The sequence below is a fragment of the Psychrobacter sp. T6-1 genome (assembly GCF_052258445.1).
Window position 1 is genome coordinate 23,493 of the sequence record NZ_JBQQFC010000001.1, and the last position, 25,910, is coordinate 49,402.

At 40.7% G+C, this 25,910-nt stretch carries 12 protein-coding genes; 4 read left to right on the forward strand and 8 right to left on the reverse strand.

The window, feature by feature from the left end:
• Positions 1–164: 164 nt before the first annotated feature.
• The 8 genes from ACTXGO_RS00125 to ACTXGO_RS00160 form a co-directional block, all read right to left on the reverse strand.
• The gene (locus tag ACTXGO_RS00125; RefSeq protein ID WP_083328828.1) at positions 165–1,451 is read right to left on the reverse strand and encodes a Wadjet anti-phage system protein JetD domain-containing protein; all 1,287 of its coding nucleotides are present in this window, start codon (positions 1,449–1,451) and stop codon (positions 165–167) included.
• Positions 1,444–4,833, reverse strand: coding sequence for an ATP-binding protein (locus ACTXGO_RS00130; RefSeq protein WP_071001766.1), 3,390 nt, complete (start codon positions 4,831–4,833; stop codon positions 1,444–1,446). Before ACTXGO_RS00130 ends, ACTXGO_RS00125 begins: the two co-directional genes overlap by 8 nt.
• A gap of 11 nt (positions 4,834–4,844) precedes the next feature.
• Entirely contained in the window at positions 4,845–5,822 is a 978-nt protein-coding gene (locus ACTXGO_RS00135) for a DUF4194 domain-containing protein (protein ID WP_443541609.1), read from the reverse strand.
• Positions 5,823–5,887: 65 nt separating this feature from the next.
• Complete coding sequence (locus tag ACTXGO_RS00140) at positions 5,888–7,348, reverse strand: DUF3375 domain-containing protein (RefSeq protein WP_443541607.1); 1,461 nt, start codon at positions 7,346–7,348, stop codon at positions 5,888–5,890.
• A gap of 308 nt (positions 7,349–7,656) precedes the next feature.
• The gene (locus ACTXGO_RS00145; protein WP_443541605.1) at positions 7,657–9,048 is read right to left on the reverse strand and encodes a GIY-YIG nuclease family protein; all 1,392 of its coding nucleotides are present in this window, start codon (positions 9,046–9,048) and stop codon (positions 7,657–7,659) included.
• Positions 9,002–11,203, reverse strand: coding sequence for a DEAD/DEAH box helicase (locus tag ACTXGO_RS00150; RefSeq protein WP_443541603.1), 2,202 nt, complete (start codon positions 11,201–11,203; stop codon positions 9,002–9,004). The genes ACTXGO_RS00145 and ACTXGO_RS00150 overlap by 47 nt, the downstream gene beginning before the upstream one ends.
• An 83-nt stretch (positions 11,204–11,286) precedes the next feature.
• The gene (locus ACTXGO_RS00155) at positions 11,287–11,958 is read right to left on the reverse strand and encodes a hypothetical protein (protein WP_443541601.1); all 672 of its coding nucleotides are present in this window, start codon (positions 11,956–11,958) and stop codon (positions 11,287–11,289) included.
• A 5-nt stretch (positions 11,959–11,963) separates the two neighbouring features.
• The gene (locus ACTXGO_RS00160; protein ID WP_443541599.1) at positions 11,964–14,741 is read right to left on the reverse strand and encodes a DNA methyltransferase; all 2,778 of its coding nucleotides are present in this window, start codon (positions 14,739–14,741) and stop codon (positions 11,964–11,966) included.
• A gap of 166 nt (positions 14,742–14,907) precedes the next feature.
• On the opposite strand from ACTXGO_RS00160, the gene ACTXGO_RS00165 reads away from it, so the two are divergent.
• From ACTXGO_RS00165 to ACTXGO_RS00180, 4 genes are all read left to right on the forward strand, one after another.
• On the forward strand, positions 14,908–15,399 hold the full coding sequence (locus ACTXGO_RS00165) for a hypothetical protein (RefSeq protein WP_443541597.1): 492 nt from the start codon (positions 14,908–14,910) through the stop codon (positions 15,397–15,399).
• A 200-nt stretch (positions 15,400–15,599) separates the two neighbouring features.
• Complete coding sequence (locus ACTXGO_RS00170) at positions 15,600–18,140, forward strand: hypothetical protein (RefSeq protein ID WP_443541595.1); 2,541 nt, start codon at positions 15,600–15,602, stop codon at positions 18,138–18,140.
• 14 nt (positions 18,141–18,154) lie between these two features.
• Positions 18,155–20,044: a hypothetical protein gene (locus ACTXGO_RS00175; RefSeq protein ID WP_443541593.1), complete on the forward strand. Its 1,890-nt coding sequence runs from the start codon at positions 18,155–18,157 to the stop codon at positions 20,042–20,044.
• 9 nt (positions 20,045–20,053) lie between these two features.
• Positions 20,054–25,840: a DEAD/DEAH box helicase gene (locus tag ACTXGO_RS00180; protein ID WP_443541591.1), complete on the forward strand. Its 5,787-nt coding sequence runs from the start codon at positions 20,054–20,056 to the stop codon at positions 25,838–25,840.
• Positions 25,841–25,910 lie beyond the last annotated feature (70 nt).

Genomic DNA, 25,910 nt, shown 5'->3' on the forward strand with positions numbered 1-25,910 from the left:
AAAAATAAAAAATTGCTACGGGGAGAGTAGATCAGTATGAGTAACTTCAGTAGTTTTAGAGGCTAAGTATTTTGAGACATAACTACGATAAGGAAATAAATTAGCAAAGATATTATCAATCGTAGCGAAATCTCAAATAATTGATCTTTTAAGCTAAATAGCAATTATGAAGAATATGGAGTAGGCTTATCGAGCCACTTTTCCAATGCTTGTTTAATATATTCGCTTGGAAGTCTTTCTTGTTCTAATCTCTTAAAGCCATATATTCCTCGGCGCAATTCTGTAAATAATGTTAACTCGTCATGAGTTAAGTGTGTTGGCTCATGATTTATAGAGTCCGGCTCATCTACCATACGATTGATAAACTGTTTTATCGTTTGGTCGTCCATCATGATAGCGGTCAACTTTGGACAGTATTCTCTGGCGCGGCTTAATATCATTAAACCTTCAGAGTCAATATCGCCCCAGTACGCTACTGTCTTTTTCTGTAACCAGCCAGCATTCATCCAATTAATATTTTTACCACCCCCTGCAACTGCAATCGTGTTTTCTGTTTCTGGGAGTGCTAAGCAAGATTGCTCATTTTCTACGACTAAAATATGTTTAGCAGGCAGCGCTTGGCTATGTAGAACATGTATCGGTAATCTTAAAATAGGCAAGCCAGATAAAGCATATCTTGTATCAGGGCACAAAGGTCGTACCATTAACCAGCCTTTAGGCTTATCCAAGCATCCGAGCCAATAAGCTAAGCCTTGTTCTTTGATTTGCCCAGGATAAAAAGCTTCCAATAAGGTCTCGATAAGCTTGTGATAGGTTTCTATAAACTTGGTATCAACGTAACATACTGGCAAAGCGCGCAAGTATAGCCCGGCACCCATTCCTTTTTTTAATTGCGGTATAAGCGCGACCAGTAACTTTAGATCATCAGCACTCAAGTTATCAACAACTTCTAACATATCAATGAGAGCAAAAAATAAATTCTCATGCCAGCTATCTGCAATCTTATTTGTACTGTTAGCAGATGACATTGTCATGCCTTTAGCGATTTCGGTATGAAGGTAGCTTAGTTTTTTTTGCCAGTCTTTAAGCTGCTGGCGTGCCGATGCGCCTAATATTTCAGACAGTGCTTGAATATTAGGAATAGTTAAAGTGATAGGAAGGGTCTGTTCAGAAAAATGTCGAAAGCTATTATGCTGCCATTGCACCATATCAGCGAAAGCAAAATTACGCCACGCTTGCACAAATTCGTGGAAATGCAGTGTATGGTTGAGTAATTCATTACCTGTTTTGGGAGGCTTTAGGCTTATGACAATAGGGAAGGCTCTTTCATTTTTTAAACGGGCTTTAAGGCGTGGTAGATTGTCCCACTCTCGCTTTTTTAGTTGTGTGATGACGGCTGCAGGCATCAAACCCCAATTTGGTGTTTCTGTAGTTATCATCTCTTTAGTCATGAAGCTCAATACCTAATTCTGCAATTTCTTGGTTGTCTTGGGAGAACTGTTCAAGCTTATTCTTTGCCAGGATGTTATCCACTTCTTTCCAAGTAACTTCGCATAATCGGCTTTCATGATGTTCTTGGTTACGCTCAGCAATCAGTAAGCTTCTGGCAGATTCACGTGCCAAATTTAGGTTCTTAAATGGGGTGATTAAGTTGACATGAATGTTTAGCTTTTTGAATACTTTTAGTACGCGGCGACTAACTTGTTCGGCAGTATTTGAAAAAGCTTCGTCCAGAAACACAGTACTATATATTGGCATATCACAGCCATCGGGCGTTAACACATAAGCGAGGCTTGCTGCAACAATCATACCCGCAAAAGATTCTTTTTCGCCGCCCGATTTGCCACTTGATGAGCTGAGCACGTCCAAGACCTCTTGTGTATCGTTATCAATTTCTTCAGCAAAAAATGCCAGCTGATAGCGAGGGTCTAATAAACGTAAACTTTCAAGGGTAGTACTCGAAGTGGAGCTAGTAGCTTTATCCAATATGTCGATGACCTCTTTAAGTAGGTAAAACCTTCTTGTATGGTTATCGTCGTTCACCGCAGAGAGGGCCTGATTGAGTTTTTGGTTAAAGGTTTGTACATGCAAGAAGTTTTCACGTTTTAAACTGAGCTTAAGATGAGAGTCTTGCCTAAACTCAGTTTTCTTTAATACCTCATTGATATGTCCAATACGCCGACGAATATCGTCATGCACCATAGATAAGTGATTACTTAGACGTGCCAGCGATTGAGTGGCATGTTTGTTTAAGCGTTTTTTAAATTCATCCAGTAACTCAGGTAATCCCTCATTGCTTAATTGGTTCAAATGGGCGATATAGTCATCCATACCATTCAGCCCTGTTTCCCATTCAACCGTATAAGCCTGCCATTGTGGTTTTGATTTATAGCTACTCATAATGCCGATAGCTGTATGAGTATATTTGTTGAGCCTACTTTGGTTTTCGTTTATTTTTTCTTCAAGCTGTTTGGTTATTTGCGTTTGATAGCTAGAATTGTCAAGCTCGATATTACCAACCAACGCCTTTAGCTGCTGTTTTACCTGCTCATCTAACTCTACTTCAGCTAATCTCTTAGATCTATCAAGCTCCTTTTGCACAGATGATAACTCTTGCTCTTTTGCACCGTTTTGACGCACCTTCTCTTTTTTATCTTGAGCGACTTTAGATAAAGCTTCTTCAGCATTATCAAAGCGTACTTTAGCTTGTTTTAAATCGCCTTGGGCGTTTTCAATAGCGCTTAGCTCATGTTCCTCATGCTCCAGTCTTTGTTGCCAATACGGTACATTGATTTGTGACCATTCAAATTCCTCTAACTTCTTCCATGAGGATATTTGCTCACTGACACTACGCATGGCTGCGCGTGCATCTTTCCAGTGTTTACTATCTTCTTGCAGCTTTGTTTTGAGCTGCTCTATTTCTACTTGCAGCAATGCGAGCTTGTTTTTGTTGCTAAAGCCCAGTTGCCAATGACGCCTATCATTAATACTCTGCAAGTCTTTTTTATCAAAGCGGCCTTTTTCTTTATGAATTAATCCTTGCCGAGTCATTGAAAAAGCAGTGCGGTCGAGCTGTTCGGTGTTAGCCACACACAGCAAATCATAACGAGATAAAAATGTTTTGAGCCAGTCACGATAAGAGTGAGTACGCCATTTTAGCTTACATAAAAAACCGTCAGCTTTAAATGCAGTATGGCTCTTAGCTTGTTGATTATCCAATACTACTTGTACACGGACATGTAATCCTGTGTGCTGGCTATTAAGCCATTTAGTAACAAGCGAGTAATACTCTTTTGGTACAAGTAATGTGGTTTTTAATCCTCCAAGTGCTCGCTCGATAGCGCCTTGCCAATCTTGTTCATCTTCTTCTATATCGACCAATTCACCGATATACATGAGTGTATTAGGATCAATGCCTAAACTACGGGAAATTGCGTCTTTTAGTTGGTTAAACTTCGGTGGAATATTTGAGTTAGGTTGGCTTTTAAGTGCTTCAATCTCATTTGATAGCTCTCGATGGTGTTCCTCAGTTTCATTTAAAGCAATGGCGCAGTCACCAAATTCACGTTCACGGTCTGCTTCTTGCTCAGCGAGATGCTCTTGAATATTATTGGCTTGAGTAATATTGCTGTGAAAAGTCTGCTCATCTAAAGTGGTTTTAATACTTAGGTTACGGCATAGTATTTGGTAACGAGAGGCGTTCGCATTGGTGCGGTTAAGGGTATCTTTAGTAGCTTGGATGTCTTTTTTTAGGCTATCAATGCGATTGCCGCCGAGGTTCATATATTCATCACGGCAGCGGTTTACTGTTTCAGTAGCATCACGCTCTTGTTGTTCGATTTGCGCAAGATCGCGCTCTAATTGCTCTAGCTGTTGTGACAACTGCTGTTGCTTTTGCTGATATAGTTTGGCGTAGCACTGAGCAAAATAGATCGGCAGCGCTTGTTTTTGCTTAGAAGTGTCATTAATAACTAATTGTGTTTTTACGATATCATCAGCAAGCTTTGGTAAGCGTTCAAGGTGGGTAACTTGCTCTTTGGCATCTTGCAGGCGAGTATGAATGGCAACCAAGTCACCGAATTCTTTCACAATCTCTTTGGCGTCATCACGAACGCCACTTGGCTCAAGTACCAGCGTACGAATCAGCTCAGTTAAGTCATCAATCTTTTTTAGACCCAGCGCTCGCGAGAGAAGGGCCGGCGCGTTTGGGTTGTCCATATAGAGCATGCGTCGGTACAGCTCTTGATAGTCGCCAAAATTATCATCACAGCAAGTTACTTCTGGCTGCATGCTTAACCATTGTTTTAATTTACGGACATTGCCTTGAGCAAACTGATCTAAGACCTCTGACAGTGGCAACTGTTTTTGAGCGACGACATACAGTCTTTTCACATCACTTAACGAGTTACTAGCGACAGTCGTCCAAAATAGTGCCAATAAAGTCATTTTTTGACCATCGTCACTGAGATATTCAGCAGATAGTCCTGTAATAACACCTTTATCGCGCTTACTTTTTACCTTAGTGTTGATACCATCGTGCGCTGAGCCAAAACTGCCACGCATGTAGCTGATTAGTGAGCGGTCACTTTTGTCATTTTGTGCTGCTGCGACATTAAAAGTCGCTCTACCAGCAGGCATGAGCAGTGCCATTAATCCATCAATTAAGGTGGACTTTCCTGAGCCATTATCTCCTGTGATGAGGGTTCCTTCCACGTCGATATTTGCCGTATGTAACCCATGGAATGACCCCCAATTAAATACAGACAGTTTGGCTAAGCGTATTTGGCTAAGTGGCGTGATGTTCAGAGTCGCGTCATTTGATGATTGTTGCATTATATTCATCCTCATTCGCCAAATAAATCGGACTGATTATCTACAGATTGATTATTGGAAGTTTTTTCGGATTTTACTTTGTTTGTAGATTGATTGTTTAAGGAGTCATCTTGAGAATATTTTTTATCTTCGAAATCGTCATTTTCAAAAGTAGGTGACTCTAATTCTGTATTTGTTGTACCTTGTGCCAAGCGCAGATATTCACCCAGCATACTCTCTAAAAAATCAGCACTGACCACATAACGAATCAAAGGCGTTATCTCGTAACGATCATCATTGCCGCGAATGCTACTTAATAAATGGCGACGGCTAAGCTCTTTGAGTCGCGCGCTCAATTTTTTAAGATCTCGGCTGGTATGATCAGTTAATGGTAAAAAAGGGATGAGTAGCGATGACAGGCGTTCAATGTCGATGATGATTTTTTGTTCGCCACTGGTTTCGCGCTCTTGATAATATTTTCGCAACATTAACAATATCAAGGTGTCATATAAGCTCAGTGTGCGTTTGCTAATCAGCGAGTGAGTGTGCTCATCATCATTACTATCTATAAGCTCATCTGCTAACAGGTCTTTAGGGTGGCTTGTACTTGCTGAATCAAAGCTATCTTGGCTGTTGCCTGCAGTCTCACTATCAGAACGAGCAATAAAAGCAATACCTTGCCGCTCATCTAAAACTAAGGTTAAGTAGACCTCAGACAAATGGCGCTGAATCATCGACTGATATCGGCATAATGAATGATATAAATTAGGTTTTTGCGCATGAAAAATAACCCCATGGCGCATGATATGTACTAAGACGCGACTGGCATCGCCAGGCATAGGGTCTAGCATAGTATTTTTAATCGCAGACTCATCGTTAACACTTTCGCTATCAGGACTAATAGTTTCGTTCTTACTCGCTGATGTAGATTTCTTATCGTGATTACTACTAACGGCAGTGTCACTGTTGGTACCAATGACCATGTCAAAAAAATGATTGGATACACTCATTCTAATCCTCTATATTCAGTCCGTTGTCATTAGTTTTTTATAATTAGTCTTATTAGAAGGTATGGTTACAGCGATAAGTCTTCAATATTTTCAGGGAATAAAGAAGGCGTTAGTAGCATTGTTGGTATGCTGGCACGTAACATATTGCCTTGATTGTCATTAATGATAACTTCCTCCACTGATGCAAGCTCAGTAGCTTTTACAGCACGGGCAATACGAATGTAAGCAACTAATTCTTCAAGCCCTTCACTAATGGGTAGTTGATGAATAAGCTGAGAAATGGTTTGTGGACTGTTTTGCATGAGCATAGACTTTACTTTTATGGCCACTTCTTGCACTTTAACTGAGTTTAGACTCGCAAGCATCTTGACGCTTGGCTCACGGCTATTAATATGAGGTGTTGTGAGGCCCATTTGTAGCCGCTCATCGGGTTGTTTTAGTCTGATTGAGTCTGGAGATGACAACTCAATCTTACCCACAGACAATGACAATGAGGTGTTTGATTTTAAGTTGCACTCTTCATTACGTAAGGTTACCGCCAACTGCTCAAGCTTGTTGATGAGTTTGCCTACGGTACGGTTTTCGCTCATTGCGCCACTTTCAATATAGGCTCTTAATTCTTGTTCGGTACGTCTGCGAATGCGAAGTACTCTTTCGCTCTCACGGCTCAGTTCTGCTATCAAATCCGCTAAAAACTGACGTTGATGTAAGCTTAAATGCTTTGCTGCAGGTGTTTGTAAGACATACTGCAATTGCTCACGAAACTCTGTGACACGGTTGTAATCACATAATAGTTGAAAAAACCCTTCAAAAGCACTGCCAGCTTCGGTCTCTGATAACACATTTTCTTGTTTCATAACTTCATTTAGCAGATTGCCTCTTGAAGTAGCGTCGTCGATCATCTGTATGCGAATGTCTTTATCAAGCTTACGTATTTGTTCTTCTAATAACCTAAAATCACCGGTGAGTTGTGACGCAAGCTGGTATATTTCACGGATATATTCACGCTGTTCATTGTCGCTCAACGTATGTACCACACCTGCCTGCAAATCGTCTATTTGACGCTGAATGGCTGCTTTTTTTTCTTCAAGTAACTTAACTCGGCTATCAGTATCTTCATTGGTAACGACCACAAAATCTCGAACAGCTTCTTGTACGATACGCAAGTGTGAGGCACTGACACCAATACTACGTTCTTCTAGCCCATGACAAAAGCGTATCACCATTTCTGTTGCATCAGTTTTGGTCAATAGATCATCAAGTTCACGAAGCCAGCCCTGAGCTATCCATTGATTAAGGTAAGTAGTAGCGTTGGTTTGGGTTTCCCAAATACCAAGATTACGACTGTGTTCAATTTGCGCCTCTAATAGTAATTTAGCTCGGTTATAGGGCACTTCGCTACGTTCACTGAATAGATCAGAGATAAACGCCATTATGTGCGGTGCATTGTCTGCTCGCATCAATCGCCATCCTGCATGCTCTTGATATAAGCGCCGATACTTAGCAGATAGGCCTTGAAAACTCACAATAGACTCCTTATCGGATAGAGGAAATTAACCCCAAATTTATTTAATATGGCAAATATGCTTGTCAGTCTATTTTTATTATTATCAAACCCCGATTTTCACAAAGCCACCTGACAAATATTATGATTAGCAAGTTGTAGTGCTAGCTTTATATAAACAGGCTTAGATGAATTATCACCATAGTATTTTCATATTGTGGTTGATAATCAGTATTTCTATAAATACTATTTATAGACCCGTAATATTATAGGTAATCACATCTGATAACTTTTAAACATATGGATATAAGTTAGTGCTGCAAGAGCCCATCACTTCATAACCACCTTGCCAGCCGCACCATCCATACGATAGTTTTTAATGTCACCAGCGATAACTAGGTTAATTGCTTTTTCAATCTCATCAAGGGGAACATTGAACCACTCTGTCGCCTTGTAAAGATTATTATCTGCTGCTTTTGAAGATACCTTGACTCTTTGATCGTAGAAGAAGGCATGCAAGACACTTTCCACACTACGAGCATTGGCATCATAGACTTGCCATTCAGCTATGATATCTACAGGCTGTTGCAAGAAAGCGGTATCCCTAATCGAGTGTTTAGTACGCGCTTCTCCTGTAAGGGTTGAGAAGCCAATTTTGTGCAGATGTTTATAGTGCGCTAAATCACTTGGGGTCTCAGTCAGCTTAGCAACATAAATGACACCGGTAAGTTGTCGCTCGTCCCCAAAGTTTTTGGCCAGTTCATCGTCCATCCAGTCGGGATCAGTAATTAACAGCTGATAGCTGTTTTCGTATTTATACTGCGCGGTAGCCAATGAGTGAGTGAGCATATTGGACTCTGTACCATTAGAAAATATTAAGCGTAATCTCTCTTGGCTACGGGTGTTTTTTCTGGCCTCTGCTTTATAAATATTAGCCACATAGCAAAGCATGCCATTTAAAACAAAGACGCTGCCAATGTTGATATCTTTCACTGATGAAAAGTTGGTTTTAGTAAAAGCACCCGTTTGAATGGCTTTAGATATACGCTCAAACGTCGCTTCAAATTTATAAAAGTCCTTACATTTGAACCGGCTGGCTATATCTTCGTCGTTATATTGATCATAGCTGGCACGTGTATTAGCCTTATGATCACTGATTAGGATTTCAGAATGAATATTGTCAAAAATCCCTAGGTCGTCACTGTTAAAAATATCATCTAGACTATTAATCACAGGAGGCTCGCTAACAACCTCAACTACCGGCTCAGCTTTTTCAGTGCCAGCGCTATTTGTCTTTTCAGACTCATTATTCTTATTACTTATACTTTTGTCTGAGAGTGTGGGTTTGTCGTCAGATAGGGTAGAGGCCGCACTTTGAGCAGTTAATAAACCATGTCTATCTAAAGCTAGCAGTTCTCGCGAGTCTGCGTGGTTAGTTTGTATGGTCGCTAACAGGCGAGCTTGTATCTTTTCATTAATATCGTTGGCACTGCTACTAGGCACGTGTCCCTGTTGATCGATAAAAAGGTTGATAGTGTCAAACTGCTGCGCTAAAACACTATTAGTATCTGCGCTTTTGGTAGTAGGCTTAATATCATCAAGTAGACCAGTACTGTCATTGATAAAAATATCGTCTAGCGTTTTGTACTCACGACTTTGATAGATCTCATCGAGTTTAATCATGACTATTGGCGTCTCGTTTTGCTTTTTGGTTTCTGACATAAGTGATAACCTCAGCCATACGTCGCTCGATAGCGTCCTCTGAGTTTTTATCAGGTTGACGATTTTTATTTTTCATAAATGCAACGATCTTTGGCCACATCAGGACCGCTTCTTCCTCAGTGACAGTAGAGCGGCTGGCATGGACGACGTCATTGATGGTTTGCAGTACTTCTTTGTCCACTGTCCTAGAGAGAACTTCATACGCATCATGAAAGGGATTGACGGAGCGCACAAGATCGATAGGAAGGTTGTTTACATTGACAAACTTACTGCCGACTTTGACAAAACCGTTGCTAGGGTTCGAGTCGCTATTACTACTTGATTTGGTGCTAGGGTTGTAAATTTTTGCGCCAGCTGGCAAGTGGCGCTCTTTAATGATGTCACTTTCGTTGAGCTGACCTTTCCGTTCAGCGTTCAGAGTAGCGATATCGACATACTCAGTGCCTTGCTCAACGAAAAATCGTTCATTTTCGATGACCGCATCCTCAGGAATATCCTTACCCTCAACCACGCCGCCTTGGCGGTTGATGGCCATATACTGCATGACGCCTTCTTGTACTTGCCGTACCTCATCAGTGTCTAGCGCTGGGTATTTACTACGGATAATACTTGGGATGACGGAGTCTGATACCGCTTCAGTCTCGACATTATTGGTTTCGGCGGCAATATACTTTTTGACTGTCTCAGTGTTCTGAGTGAGCTGGGCCAATATCTCATCACGGTCTTGGTTTAGTATATCCATGACTCGATCAGACGGAGGGTTGACGCTGTCGTCAATGATAACCGTACCTGCCGGCAAGTCTTGCGTCCCTAATAGGTCTATCTCACTGCGGCGTTTAAAGTTGACGTTAGGTTTGAGCACTTGTTCCATCAGTAGCGATAGCGTAATGGCTTTTAATAAGTCATTAACAGAGCTTGTCACAGTCGACTTATCGGCTTCTGGCTCAGCGATTAGGTTGGTAAATTGAGCATGGTGTTTACCTTGGCTATCTCGTGTCGAGCGTCCAATGATCTGCACCACCTCGGTCAGTGAGCCGCGATAGCCAATCGTTAATACGTGCTCACAATACTCCCAGTCGAAGCCTTCTTTTGCCATCCCAAGGGCGACGATGATATCCATCTGATCACGAGAGGTAATATCTGCTAAGTAAGCCTGAGTATTCGCCCGCATAGCGTCATCAGTCACTAGATCTGCGAGTAGCAATTGCTTACCGTCATGTGCGCGTATTGTCATAACACCAGTAATATCATCACGAGACTCAACTTCACCAATGACATCTATGATACGGCCAACGGTCTCATACTTGTCTGTCTCAGCAGTGAGACTGTTGACGTTAGGAATGTGAATGATGGTCTTCTTACTGGTGTCCAAGCATTCATCTAAGGCATCAAAAAATGATTTTTTATAAAAGTGATAGCCGAGCCCTAATGATTTTAAGTATTCATAACCATTCAGCTGTTCGTAGTAGGTGTAAGTTACCTTATCGAACTTCTCTTCGTCGTTGTCTGACAAGATGGGTACTGAGTCACCACGGAAATATGAACCCGTCATTGCCACAATATGCGCGCTAGTCTGTGTCATAATGCCATCTAGTATGGCACCCAAGCGATTAGAGTCATCCGCTGACACGTGATGGAACTCATCAATACCGATCAGCACATCGTTAAATAGCTCAATACTGCCGCCATCTTCAATCACTTTGTCAAAACCATATCGAAAGCTATGATGGGTGCAGACTAATACTTGGGGTAGGGCGCTGTCATCTACATCTTGGCTAATAAACTCTGAGAATATCGCAGTCTTACGTGTATCACTTTGAGCGAGACTTAAGCATAAGTTATAGCGGTCTGCCACCTCCCAATCGGCAAAGAATCCAAAGTCGCTCAGCGGCGTTGATTTAAAGGATTTACCGATACTCATCTCTGGGACGGCAATAATGACCTTTTTGATACCTTGATTGATCAGCTTGTCGAGTGCCAAAAACATCATGGCACGTGACTTACCAGAGGCAGGCGGCGACTTAATAAGCAAATACTGGCTATGACGCTTCTCAAATGCACGCGCCTGCATTTCACGCATGCCAAGCTCGTTGTTCTGTTTACTTTGACCCGTGCGGGCGTAATTTTGATTTAGGATATTAACAGTGGCAGTCATAGTCGATTCATCATAGGTAGAGATGCTTGTAAGTCTGTAGCGTCGTAAAAATAAAGCTCATTTGTCATAGCAATAGTGTGAAACTAATAAACACAAGTTATCGTATTATCATTACGATCAAACTCAGCCTTTTGATCAAAGACACCGTCCATCCAGTGTGATGTCTGACGTGTTTTGAAGTGTTTCCACACGCTTTGCATATCTGCATTCTTGGCAAACTTCAGGACGTGTGCACCACCTTCTGACTCAGGTCTAAACTTATATTGATACTCTGTTATAGGTTGTTCACGGTATTTGACACCATTTGCAAATTTAATATGGTATTCAGTATATTCATAATTAGTATGCATGCTGATATCCTTTATGAGTGGGCTATAACCAGGGGTCCATTGAGATCTAGGTGTTATAGAAAACTCATAAATATCATCATTTGCATTCGGTTCTGCAAGGGTCTTCATTTTCATCGATTTATCAATGAATTTATTATGATGTTCATTGATAGAGCTATAAATGGGACCATCACCGATACAGCCATCTTCCATCCATGCAAACAATATAAACATATCGCCTTCAGGAAGGTCTTGACCATTTTTGCCTTTTAGCGATATGAGGTCACTTTGCGACGCAGCTGATGCTTGACCCGCAGAAAACACGAGTAGGGCAGCAATTGCTGCACTTGATAAGATTTTGGAAAACATAATAGAACGCTCTTTATAAGGGGTTTGATATTGTTTTGGTATGGATGTTAATGCCAAATAAGCTACTTAGCTTTCTTTTTCGTCTTACTTTGCTTTTCCGCTTCGATAAGCTGCTCATAACGTGCCAGCAAATGCGCCAAACGCTCTTCGGTATTGGCAAAGCCTTGCGGGCGATACAGCTTGTCCACCGCGTCGTCTAACGTGCTATGCGCTTGCTTTAAATCATCAGGCATCTTATCAGGGTCATATAACTCTGCGAGAGTCATGCCAGCATTGTTAGCGCGAGCGAGTAAGATTTCTTCTGCTAAGGTTTCAATATGCTGTTTCTGATCGTCTGTGGCGTCAGGGAAGGGGAAGGTGTTGTATATGATAGTCCCAGAGTATCGGTAATCACTTTTTAGGCGACCAGCAACCAATCGCATCCAATCATTATGAGAAAGAGAGTTTAAAATGCCAAAATCAAATAGCGTGCCATTAGGGATCATTTGATTAGCATCTGATGATATTATTGTATGGTCAAAGAAACCCATTGGTACGTATTTACGACGTTCTGAGGAAACCCTAGGTACAAGAATATAGTTGCCTTCTTTAGGTTGAGCTATTTGTCGAAATAAATGTGGATATTTGGCATAATCCCTAGTTGATTCTGCATCGCTATTTTCTCTTAAGTTTTTCACTCCATCTAATCTTTCTTTGATTAAAGGATATTTAACCAGACTTTTTAAGTCAGCACCCTCGAACCATAAGCACCACCTTTGCTGGCTATGTAAAAATTCTTTTGCTCCTAAAATTTGTTTTATATATTGTTTTGAAGATGGTTCGTTGAACTCAAAATTACTTTTCTCACTTTCATCTAGATATAAAAATCCACCATCAGTAGGTTTATTACCGAATATCATTTTAGTTCTTGGCTGAATGGGTTTTCTTAACGCCTCTACAGTAATATTGCTTCCTGATACGAGATATGGGCTAATATTTTCTACTTTCTCACTATGCCATGATTTATTAACAAGCTTATATATTGTTTTATTTTTGCGACCTTGAGTAGAAAGACCAATAATAATCACATGTACAGCCGCATTGTGCTTAGCATTGTTAGTCCAAGGGAACGTTTGATAAGCAAAGCGAATATGGATACCTAATTTGAAAATATCAGGGAATAGCATGGCTACTTGCTCACCTTGAGCAATTGAGTTAGTAGATACCAAAGCAAGCTCGGCATTAGAGTTAGCAATATACTGTGAACCTTTCCAAAACCAAGAGGACACATAATCTAAATATTTAAGAACTTTTTTTCCAAAAACAATTTTCATGTCTTCAGCTTGTTCGTCAGTTCTATTGGTTGTGCCCCCAAACGGCGGATTACCGATAATATAAATCTCATCCGTGCTATTATTCGGACAGACGTCCTGCCAGTCGATACGCAAGCTATTGCCATAAATGATATGACCACTGTCTTTCAGCGGTAGCATCGGCTGAGAGACACCAAATTCCTGCTCACACAGCACATTCATCTGATGCTCAGCGAGCCACAGTGACAAGCGTGCAATCTGACTGGCAAAGTCGTCATACTCGATACCGTATAAGTTATCTAAGCTGACCACACTATCAAAGCCTAGACCTAATAGATTGTCATTAGAGCCTAGTAAATCGCGTTGTGCCTTTAATATATCGATCTCTAGTTTGCGTAACTCTTTATAAGCAATGATCAAGAAGTTGCCTGACCCGCACGCTGGGTCAAATATTTTGATTTGGCTGATACGCTTAAGTAGGGCATCTAAACGTTCGGCTTTATTATTCTTATGGCGATTGTCATGACTTAATGCTCTCACCGCGTCTAGCTCTTCATGTAGCTCATCTAAGAATAGCGGCTGAATGACCTTCATGATATTGCTAACACTGGTGTAATGCTGTCCTAAGCTGCCACGCTGCTCAGGGTCAATCACCGCTTGAAACATGGAGCCGAAAATATCGGGGTTAATCTCGGCCCAGCTCAAACGTGCGCACTCTAACAAGATACGGCGGGTGCGTGCATCAAACTCCGGGATGGCAAAGGGATATTCAAATAAGCTACCGTTCACATAGGGGAATGCACTTAGGTGAGTGGGCTTGGCATCGCGCTCGGTGCTAGACTCAGGTAAGTTGAGAATGTCAAACAGCTCATATAAGACGCTATCGACGTCACTGCCATCTATATTGGTAGTGCCATCGATCACATCATGGAACTGATCTGGCTTAAAGATACCCGTATCTTCGGCATAAAAGCAGAACAGTAGTCTCGTCAAAAATATATTAAGCGCATGTAAGTCATCAGCAGTATTAAACTCGTTGAGCTTACGAATATGATCAAACAAACGCCCCATTTTCTCTGACGCCTGCACATCGGCTGGGTGCTCTGAGTACTCACGCGCACGCTCTAGGCCGGCAAGTGGCAATAAAAAGTGGTAGTTTTTATAAAGATCGGTAAAGTCGCAGTCAAGCGTCTCATCATACTTAGTGTCGTTAATCAGTACTGTATTGAAGTCTGTCACCATTACCATACGGATTTTGTGCTGATTAATGATTGGACTGCTTATCACCTCACTTAGGGTTTTAGCAAGGTCTTGGCCTTCAGCGACAGGCTTGAAGTAGATGCGATGCTTATTGGCAACCTCACCAGCTTCAGGGTTGGCGGCAACGTTAAAACGGCTATCGTTCTTTTTAAGTGCCGTTATCGTGGTTTTCGAGACATCGAGTAGCTTTAGAAAATCAAAGATAAAGTCGTCTTGTTTATTCTTATCAATGACTTTGGTGGTTAATTTTTCTAAATCTTCAAAAAACTGGGTTTGGTTAAATGCCATGGAGGTCTCTTTCGATGAATTACGGGTGTAAATTAGCAGGCTAATGTGCAATTATAGCGCTATCTTATCGTATTTGAAGGCTTAAGTGTTCTGAAAAATAGGGTGGATATAGTGTTTTATTGCTTATTAATTTAATACGCTATAAGTTTATCAACAGGGATTAACGATGATAGTGGGTACTGAGTTTCAAGGAGATTCTATTCGTATAGGAATGATCCAGCATGACAGCTACGGAGAAGCATTACGAATCATCATTGACTTTGCTATCGATAAGCATCGCCATGCCGAAAGGGTAGTTGATGTCCGTACAGAACTGAGCGACTTGCGAGATGAGCTGAATAGTTTTGATCATAGAACTTTGCAGTGGTTGCATGATTGTATGGCAGCTGCGTTCCGTATGGAATATTGTCTTAACGCAGATTTATTTACTTATAGTACGCCAGATCCTCATACGCCTGCACAGACGGTTTCGTTTTGGCTTGATTTTTTAAGAAAAGAGCTTGCGAGGGTGTTTTCTCACCACTTAGAGCTACCCCGATTGATACTTACTGCTGCGGCTTATCCAAACCCTGATAAGCGAGGGATGAAGGCAGAGGATGAGATTTATGAGCTTACTAGGCGACTATATCCTGATTTTAAACGCTTTCAGTCTAGATAATCCAAAAGGATTTTTGGTAGTTTGCTAGCTGTACAAATTTATCACTATATTGCTGTTCACCGCGAGTACGAAGATGAATCGATTTAGTATCAGTCTTAAAAGAAGCAGATTTAGGATTACCTGCCAAAGAGATATGTCGTAAATACAGTAGCATGTAAGTGAACGTTGCGAATTTATCAAACAACATGTAAGGACAAGTCATGGTGCTAAAGCCAATACAAAAGACTCTGGCTAGTTTGACAGAGAAAGAGTGGATCACATCTCTACAGCACCACTATTTAAGTACAGAAGGGCCGTATGGCGATTCAGAGATAATTAATTTGGATGTAACTCCAGCGGGCTTAGCAGATGCAATAGGTATGAATGGATACTCCGATGAAGAAATTCAAAATGCATTCATGTCAATCTTTACTAGAAAATCAGTAAGGAGCTTTCTAGGAGAAAAAGTAAACAAGGTTCAAGGAGTAAGAGCATATCATCATTTTCATTTTTTAATATTATCTTGTTTAATCGCTGCTACGACGACCAATGCAGGGGATAGTAATCAATATCGAGAAAGATTAGGCGCTTTACTTGCTGACAATCAAGGTGCTGAGCAAGGTGTAAGCGGCATTAATAGTTTATGGCTGGCTTTAACGAAATGGATAGATAGTCAAATCCAGCAAGGTAAGAGTTATAGAAGAATTATTTTACCTAAAGATATAGGAAATATGACCGTTATCGGCTATGCCGTGAAGTTGGCATACCCTTCTCGTGATGATCGAAAACGACTCAAAGATGTATTAAAAAAACTAAGTTATAGGGCATTTGAAAGCCCGGTATCTTTGCTAATTGAGCTAAATGAAGATTATTATTGGGAGCTACCAGCGTTAATACAAAAAGACTTATCTGCGCTAAAAATACTTTATGAAAGCGATCAATCTATAGGAAGCCACTACTTCTGGCAATTAATACTAAGTGTTTTGTCTGAAATCAGTCGAGAAGATTCAAAAAGCCATACTTTACTATGGTCGGTATCGGTCAGGTTTGGTGGGTGGGATGGTGATGAGTTAGAAGAGGTGGTTTTAGCAAAAGGAAATCGCCGCCAAGATTTAGAAGAGACTTTTTGGCAAGGGAGCTTTGTAGAGTTTTTAAAACTGTATCGGATACCAAAGCAAGTTAAGACCTTACTAGATAATGGATGTATTGTCCTATTAGAACGCCATGGTGGACTATGGACACAGGATGACAGACAACCTGATTCAGAAGACACAGCTATTATTCTAACTAATCGCACAGAAATCATTGAGCAGTTCCAACATCCTAGTCATATTACTAGAGAGTGGTGTTTTTCTGAAAGTATGCCGCTACAAGCTGTATTAGAGTTAACCTATAATCAAGGTGTAGCGGGGAAAAACACATCAGAGAAGGGGTTAAGTTTTGAAGGAGGAATCCCACTAGGACGTGGTAAATGGCTGGCACGTTTAGGATACTTACCACTTGTCAAAATTAAACCCAATAGTGAATTTAGCACAAACCCAACATTAAAAGTTCAAATTGAGGACAACATCGTTACGATTATCGATGATGACTTAATAAACAAAGAATGGCACTTAACACAAACAAGTGGCTATGACGAAGTCACATCGAAAAGAATTCAGTTTTTTGATAGTGCCCCACTCAATGATTTATGGTCGCAAAGAAAAGATGGATTTGAAGCGTCGGTAGAATTTGATTATCAATCAGGCACACCAATAATTGAAACTCAACATATGGTTTCGACGGGCGTATTTCCGAATCGCTTGTGCGACGCATTGGAGGCTCTATACGCTCGTGCACAAGCTCCTCGGTCAGAGTCAGAGGTTATTGCTATCTTGCAGACAGCTCTACCTAAAAGATCTGAGCTTAAATATATGGTCTGGGATGTGCTACGGTCTTTAGAGGAAGCAGGTTGGCTTGAGCAAGATCTGAATCGACGATGGCGGGGACGTGTTTGGCGTGTACAAGCGCCAAAAATTGTATTAACAGGCGGTTTGACCGCAATCGTTGAAGGTGCTATTGCCAATAGAGAGCTAGAAATACTTAAAGTTGAAGCTATAAGACAGAATGTTGAGATACATATTAATGCTCAGTTAGAGTGGGCAGCTCCTATTATAAGCTTGTATGGTGATAACATTGAGAAACTAGCAAAAGAGCTTAATTGGAGCATTGAAATTGGTAGAAATATTGTCGCAAAACCAGCTCCAAAGTGTTGGCCAGTAGAAAATAGGTCCGTTATGGGACGTCAGTTGTCTAGCATTTGGAAAGCTGAGCCAGGACTGTTTGTTCCGTTAGAACAAAGTATCTCTACTGATAAAAGGCTAGTGAGGTTTGTACGTGATGATGATAGAGATGTGTACGCGATTGATGAAAAGCAGATTTTCATTACAACACAACGCAATACTGCAATTTTGGAGTATGCACGACGAATAAAAAAGTCAGTGTTTATTTACAATGATGGGTTGTTAAAACGGCAAAGTTTGAATGGCCACTTACCGTTGCCTATCGCTAAGTGGTTACGGCGATTAACTGGTCTACAGTCTGGACCTGCCATTATATCTAAATATTCACAGTATCAATATGCCGTGAGTGAGGAACAGTTGAGTCAATTACGAATAATATTTGGTGCGGCTATTCAAAGTAATCATAAATTTGAGCCGAAAAACCTTATTCTCACAATTGCTAAGCAGCGCCATCGCGGTAGCCGCATAAGCTACACTTAAAAATAGGAAAAAATATGTCAGAACAACGGTACCTTGGTCAAATTGACTATACTCCTCGACCTCACACACGAATCATTGGTATTGCAAAGGCAGTAGATGGTAAGTGGGAAAAACAGACCTTAACCAGTGATTTAGCGCCCGTAGGTAAGGTATTCGTTCCCGCGTTACACGATGTGGCTGTGACTAAAGGTCAATTCATTACTTTTACGGCTAAATTGAATCCAAAAATCAGTGAGCACAACAATTATCCCTCTGATAAAGAGCATGATCATTATATTAGTGAGGAATGGGAGAAGCCTGTAGTCGTTATTGATTGCAGGCATATGGATTCAGAAGAAATACGCTATAAGTTAGTAGAGTTTGGCTTAGGAAGTATTGATGCCATTGATGCAGAGCCAAGTGAAGTTATTGTTGCACTATCTGACACAGAATGTGCCCTTGTTGAAGTCATATCACATCCTCGTAATGGTCGTTATGTGGCTAAAACAAGAAACGTGGAGGTTTATTCTTTTAACAGTGCAATCTTTGATGGAGATACTTTTGAAGGGCAGTTTATAAAAATACCTGATGTGACTGTTGGCGATTTCATTCGCGAAATAACATGGAAGCTAGACGTCGATATATTACATGACTTATTGGCTAAACTAAGGGATTATGATGAGTATCTAAAAACTACTACTAGAAAGCAACGGGCGGATCTAGTTAGCTTATTAGATCGGGCGCTAAACATTGTAGAACAAGAAGACTGGGCTGACACACGTAAATGGTTGGAAGGATATAAGCAAAGGGTTACAAGGTCGTTAATAGAGCCAGAACAAGTAGTCGATACTTTATCAAATATGCAACCTTTTCAGGAGAAGTTGGAGATAGCTCACCAAGCGGCAAGTAATGCCTACCGCCAAAAGATGCAACCTATTATTGAACAAGAGGTTAGAGCAGATTTAGCAGACCTGGTATCACAACAAGAGGCTTTAGAAAAGAGCATCCAAGAAAACTATGACGTATTAGAACATCAGAAAATAGCTAAAGATGAGCTACAGAAAAAGATTTCAGATTTGAGCCAACAGTTACTGACAGAAATTAATAATCTGAATCAAACACTTGGTGACATTAAAGAGTTAGATAACCAAGAAAATACATCTCTTGTAGAGCGTTTCAAAAAAGCTTTAGATCGTCAAGGAAAGTTGGTTAAACCTATAGATTCTATGTCACCACCATGGTCGAGAGGGTTGGTAAGAGATGATGTGCCATATGTGGATGATTCGGAGTTCTATATTAAACTACAAGAAGTTGCAAAGAAAACAGCCATATCATTGTTAGAGCTCATTACATTTGATAGCGTTTTACGCTCAGGTGATCTGGTTCTTTTACCACCCACATCTGCAGAAGTTCTCATGTCTAAATACGCAGAAATTGTGACAGGTAGTGAGGTTTTTCGGGTTTCCTTAGGTCCAAATGTTTTAAACTTAGATGATTTATGGGTGCAACCAAACCAAGGAGCCAAAACTAGTTTTGCAAGAGCATGGTCAATGGCAGCAGCAAACTTAAATCAATATTATTTAGTTTGGCTTGATGGTTTACAACGAACTGCCATAGACTTATGGTTGCCAAGCCTAATAAGCGTTTTATATAGCTCTGAAAGACCAAGAAATCTACTTGTTGTAGCTACTATCGATGACAATTTTATTGATCATGAGCGGACGTGGCTAGAATTATCAAGGTTTAGTACCCCCATTAAGCTTAATAGTCAGATTGAATATAACAAAGAGTCATCACGACAGCTTTCAATTGTTCCTAAAAGCTGTACCCAGCTTGCTTATCAAAAGGTAGCGGTAGCTGGCGAGGACTGCTCCCAAGTGCTTGAAAAAGGTCAAGAGTGGCTAAAAGATTTATTAAATATATAAGAGAATAATATGCTAGATCCAATAGGGGCTTACTATAACATTTTAGAACTTTATCTTTCTTACTTAGATACGGTTTATCGATTGCGTCGTGAAGATTTAAGTCAAGAAAGACAGCGTTTATTGCGGCAGCCAGGCAATTTAATGCCAGAGCCTTTTATCGAACCTATTCTGCGCTACCAAACAGCCGATATTGCATTAGAAAATTGTTTAGACGACCAGGAACAGCATAACCCGTTAAAGAAATTTAATCGTGAGCAGCGCCGAGCTATCATTGAAATGGTATTTTCTGGACTTTTTCCTGGCAAGCCAGCTGCAGGCGGATTGTTACGACAAAGTGTGTTTTCACCCTATTCTCACCAAATGCAAATGCTGCAACGTGGATTAAAGAATGGTCACCCTGGTATCGTTACATCTGGTACGGGTTCTGGCAAGACAGAGTCATTTTTATTACCTATTTTAGCTGAGTTGACTGCAGAAGCAACGCAGTGGGCACCCCCAGCAGCAGATTACTTACAATACCAATGGTGGCGTGAGAGCAATAGGTTTGAGTACCACCGCAAAGGTGAGGCCAGTAATCGACCACAAGCAGTGCGCGCATTAATTTTGTATCCAATGAATGCGTTAGTAGAAGACCAGATGGTACGCTTACGCACAATGTTAGACTCGCCAGAGGCTACAGAGATATTAGATAAAAGAGCAAATGGTAATCGAATATTTTTTGGACGTTATACCAGTGCTAGCCCTGTTCCTGGTTATTTGAACCACCCAAGAAAACAAGGAGATGTAAAAGAGACAAATGCTGCTAAACGCCGTCTGAAACGTACTAAGACCATGCTAACGACATTGGCTAATGATCAAGGAAAAGCATTGGAGTACGACAGAAATAACCCTGAGACTGATGCAACACGTTATTTATTTCCATCTCCTATAGGGTCAGAACTCATTACGCGATGGGATATGCAAGAAACGCCACCAGACTTGCTAATTACTAATGTCTCAATGCTCAATGCTATGCTATCGCGAGAGGTTGATGCTCAAATCTTTGATAAAACCAGACAGTGGCTTGAAACAGATCCTGAAGCTTATTTCTTCTTAGTTTTAGATGAATTGCATTTGATACGCGGCTCAACAGGAACTGAAATGGCGGCTCTCATTCGTGTTTTGATCAACCGATTAGGATTAGATCGTACACAGTATCGCCATAAGCTGCGCATACTAGCGTCTAGTGCTTCATTGCCCTTAGATGGTACTGAAGGCGATCAAAGCTTGAGCTATCTTTATGATTTCTTTGGGCCGTTTGGAACTTATGTAGATAGTCACAGTGAAGGAGCCAAAAAACCTGAGGATTGGGTAGAGGCAGTTATTTCAGGCATCACTGATATACCTAAACCAATTACTCAACAGCATATAGATGCTAGACCATTTACGGCAGTGGTAGATTATCTAGCCCCAGATGGTCGTTATCTAGGTCAGCTAAAAAATAAGTTAGATGAAGATGAACGTTTAGAGGAACTACTAAGTGCTTGCAAAATAACCTTAGGTCTACCTCAATCTTGCACAACTAGTGGCATGGTGAATGAGGTTGCGGCAAGACTCGCAATTAGTTGTACAGATGAAGAGGGAAAAACTAAAGCTCGATCAATATCAACTTTGGCAGAAAAAATTTTTGGGGACCGTCAAAATCATAAAGCATTGCGTGGTTTAATGATCCTCAGGGGGTTAGGGGATATAGACGGTTCAGAGGCTATTTCTTTTAGGGAGCACTTATTTCTAAGAAGCTTAGAAGGTTTATTTGCCACTCCCGTAATTCAACAAGATCAGCTTGCCTATAAAGGTGTTTCAGTTGAAAGCGGTACTAGTCATATCAATACTTTTCAAGGTTCTCAGCGGCTATTTGAATTATTTTTATGCGAGGGGTGTAATACAGAGTTTATTGGCGGATTACGGGGAAAGGCTTCTCGTAATACATCAAACTCACCAATCGAAATCCTCCCCCAAACCCAAGATCTTGAAAAGCTTCCAGAGTTTGGCGTTGGTGCTGGGATTGAAGATCTTAGTCACGAAGAATTCGTTCTATTTTGGCCTTCCAGAGCACCTGTAAAGCAAGGCGATAATAACAAAGAGTCATGGATCCCTATGTCGCTAGACCCATACAACGGTCAGTTACGCTCAGTAAACGCTACCCCTGAAGGTTTTATTCCAGGACAAGTTTTTACTTTGATTAATGTATCTGTTAAAGACAAGCAACGGAAAAAGACTGCAGCGCCCAATTGCTGCCCTGCGTGTGGAGCAGATTACTCACGTCGCAGTGAACAATATCGTCAGTCACCTATTCGTAGTTTTCGTACAGGTTTTGCTAAAACATCACAACTACTTGCCACTGAAGTTCTTGAAATACTCAAACAAGCTGGTAATAGCCCTAAGGCAGTTGCATTTTCTGATAGTCGACAAGATGCAGCTAAGGCAGCCGTTGACATCGAACGCCATCACCATAATGACACACGACGTAGAATTTTAGTCGATGCCTTAATAAATAGAAAGCCGCTTATGAGCCTTGAAAGTATTGAGGAGCAAATGAATAAGGCATTACAGGAACGTGATTTAGCTAGTATCTTAAAGTTAAACTCTTTAAAAGAAGAGGCGGATAAATTTGGACACTCAAATCGTATAGCTCTGGCAACAATTCTAGAAGCGAACGAAAAAGGGATTATTGAATCGGACTTCAAAGCTCAGCCTCTATTAGCAGGAATGGCGACTATCGGCGTACATCCTACAGATGATACAGGCGTCGAAAAAATTAATTATAACGAATGGTATAGTTATTTTGAAGAGAGGCAAGACGGAACAATTTATTGGAATGATAAAATTGAAGGTACAAAAGTTACTGATGCAAAAAATGCTGTGGCAAAAGCACAGCAAACCTTGATTGAAGATGTTATTTTTGCTCGTAACTATTTTGCTTTGGAAGAAACTGGGATTGGTTATCCTTGTTTTGAGGCTCAGCATACGCAAAACTCAGATGAACTTAATGCGATCTTAAGAGTTTTTGCCGATAACTATCGTGTATTAGCTAACAAATGGGTTAAACCGGACTCAATTAAAGAGTGGGTAAACGGTGGCTCTATAAGTAGTAAAAGAGTAAAGGGCTTTATACAGTCTTCTAATATCAGTGAAGATAAAATGACTGATACTTTAAGAAAAATGGAAAAGCTTGGACATTCAGGTGGTGTTATACGAATTGAGCGTTTATATATTCAACTTACTGAACCTGATGATCCAGTTTATGAATGTACCACATGTAGTAGAGCTCATCTACATCGCGGTACGGGAGTATGCACGCGCTGTCATCAACCCTTGCCTGCCCAGCCAAATCTCAATGCAAAACAGCTTAGAGAACGTAACTATATATCTAAACGATTAGATAAAACATTTTCAGATGATCACTCTGTATTTAGATTGCACTGTGAAGAGTTAACGGGTCAAACAAAATCATCTGCAGAGCGATTAAGGCGTTTTCGAGGTATTTTAATTGATGATAATAGCAATCCTATCAAAGAAAAAGCTCAAGAAATCGATTTGCTGTCCGTTACCACAACAATGGAAGTTGGTATTGATATTGGTGCCTTACAAGCTGTATATCAAGCTAATATGCCGCCGCAACGTTTTAACTATCAACAGCGTGTAGGGCGTGCCGGACGGCGTAAACAAGCATTCTCTCTAGCAATGACACTATGCCGTGGTCGTAGTCATGATCTTCACTATTTTCGACATCCTGACGCAATCACAGGAGATGCGCCACCACCACCTTTTTTAACAGTGGAACACATTGATATTAGCTTGCGCTTATTGAGAAAGGCTTGGTTGACAGAAGCCTTTAAACAACTAAGAGAAGAAGATAATAGCAGTTATCCAGGTGACAGTATGCCATCTGATATACACGGAGAGTTTATCTTAACGACTGACTATTATGACAAAGCCAAAGATTGGAAACAACGTTTAATGGTTGCACTTAGACAGACGCAGTCAATCGCTAAGAAATTAGCCCATACTTTAGGTCAAGGAGTGGCAAGTCGCGAGCAGGATCTTCTAACTTATTTAACAACTGATAAACTTATTGATGAAATCGATGATTTGGCGAAAGAGGGTAGTACCCGTGAAATGGGTTTAGCACAGTTCTTAGCTGAGAATGGCTTGTTACCAATGTTTGGCATGCCCACCAGAGTCAGAAACTTATATCTAAATTTAGAGTCAGTTAGTGATAATCAGTGTGAGTGGGATTCTGTTGATCGCGAAATTGATATGGCTATTTATGAGTTCTCTCCAGGACAAACAGTAATCCGAGATAAAAAAGTTCATGAGAGCATTGGCTTTACTGATCAATTAGGTTTTGTTCAACCAGGGCGCGGCGGAGCTAAACTTATTCCTGAGCCTCAAAAAGAGTGGTGGAATGATAAAGTTAGCATTGCCGACTGTCCCGCTTGTGGAGCCCTAAAACTGCTTAAGCAAAATGATAATAAAATCGAATGTGATGATTGCAAACAAATAATTCCACAAGAAGCTTTTAGCGTCTACTATTCACCGAGAGCTTTTAGAACAGATTTTCAACCGAAGGTATCTGACGGCACCGAGCCACCCCGACCTATGATACGTCGGGAAACAGGAGCAATCATTGCACCTATGCAAATGCAAAAGATCGCAGGAACAAACCTGTCGCTTGCCAGTGGTAAGGAAGCTTATATTATCAGAAGAAATAGAGGTGTTTTAGATTTAGATGGAAGTCCCAAAAGCTATGAGGTTGTCCAAAGAGTTCAAAATAAAGTGTATTGCCAAGGGATCTCTAAGCTAACTATTAATGGGATTCCGAATCAAGCAATATTATTGGATAAAGCTCAAAAACATCCTACATATTGGCAGATACAACCTGAATTACCTGAAGTACAAGAAGTAAAGTTGTTTTCAAGAAAGCGCACAGATGCTCTAAATCTTAGCATGTTGTCTATTCCAAATGGTTTATCTATGGATAGACTTGGGTCTCAATCAGAACGCTCAGGGACAAGCTTGAGAGCTGCAGCTATTAGCGCAACACAGCTTATAGTTCAGAGAGCTTCTCTAGCTTTAGATATATCACCAGATGAGTTCGAACCTCTTGAGCCTAGACTTCGTGAAGAAAAGCCCATGTTGCAGATAGCTGATATGTTGGTAAATGGTGCGGGCTTCTGTCAAAGATTAACAAAAAATATAGAGGAAAGACCTCCGCTGATTGTAGAGCTTATAGACTCGATGTTAAACAATCTATCCGACCCGATGGTTGGTGGTTTTTTTGAAAGTACGCATCGTGAAGAATGTCATCGCTCCTGCTATCGTTGTATTCAACGTTATGGCAATAGGGGGTATCATGGTCTACTAGATTGGCGGTTAGGGCTTAGTTTCCTAAGATGCTTATTTGATCGTACACATCGAGTAGGTTTGGATGGAGATTTTACTAATTATCCTGAGCTTGAAGACTGGCCTGAGCTTGCCAAAAATGCTGCACAGGATATTCAACGATTAGATCCATATAAAAGTGAAATTGTCAGCATAGGCCCATTAAACCTTCCGGTTGTACTACATAACTCTAGCACGGCTAGCTCTGAAGCATTTGTTATTATCCATCCCTTTTGGGATGTAATAAATATGAGTACAGAGCTAAAGCAAACTATCGATTCTTTAGATTCTAGCTATTCTATAATGTTCATTGATACCTTTGAAACGAATCGCAGATTAATGAGTGCTATTGAAAATGTTAGGTCTCAATGAGAAAGATTGATTTGATATAAAAAGATTTTATAAATAGGTTTCTTGTATAAATCGTTGCCTAGCCGAGGGT

Bases quoted from the DNA above. Each gene is read 5' to 3' on its own strand.
- ACTXGO_RS00160 (WP_443541599.1), bottom strand. From the start codon at position 14,741: ATGGCATTTAACCAAACCCAGTTTTTTGAAGATTTAGAAAAATTAACC.
- ACTXGO_RS00180 (WP_443541591.1), top strand. From the start codon at position 20,054: ATGCTAGATCCAATAGGGGCTTACTATAACATTTTAGAACTTTATCTT.
- ACTXGO_RS00135 (WP_443541609.1), bottom strand. From the start codon at position 5,822: ATGAGTGTATCCAATCATTTTTTTGACATGGTCATTGGTACCAACAGT.
- ACTXGO_RS00145 (WP_443541605.1), bottom strand. From the start codon at position 9,048: ATGTCAGAAACCAAAAAGCAAAACGAGACGCCAATAGTCATGATTAAA.
- ACTXGO_RS00175 (WP_443541593.1), top strand. From the start codon at position 18,155: ATGTCAGAACAACGGTACCTTGGTCAAATTGACTATACTCCTCGACCT.
- ACTXGO_RS00170 (WP_443541595.1), top strand. From the start codon at position 15,600: ATGGTGCTAAAGCCAATACAAAAGACTCTGGCTAGTTTGACAGAGAAA.
- ACTXGO_RS00150 (WP_443541603.1), bottom strand. From the start codon at position 11,203: ATGACTGCCACTGTTAATATCCTAAATCAAAATTACGCCCGCACGGGT.
- ACTXGO_RS00125 (WP_083328828.1), bottom strand. From the start codon at position 1,451: ATGACTAAAGAGATGATAACTACAGAAACACCAAATTGGGGTTTGATG.
- ACTXGO_RS00130 (WP_071001766.1), bottom strand. From the start codon at position 4,833: ATGCAACAATCATCAAATGACGCGACTCTGAACATCACGCCACTTAGC.
- ACTXGO_RS00165 (WP_443541597.1), top strand. From the start codon at position 14,908: ATGATAGTGGGTACTGAGTTTCAAGGAGATTCTATTCGTATAGGAATG.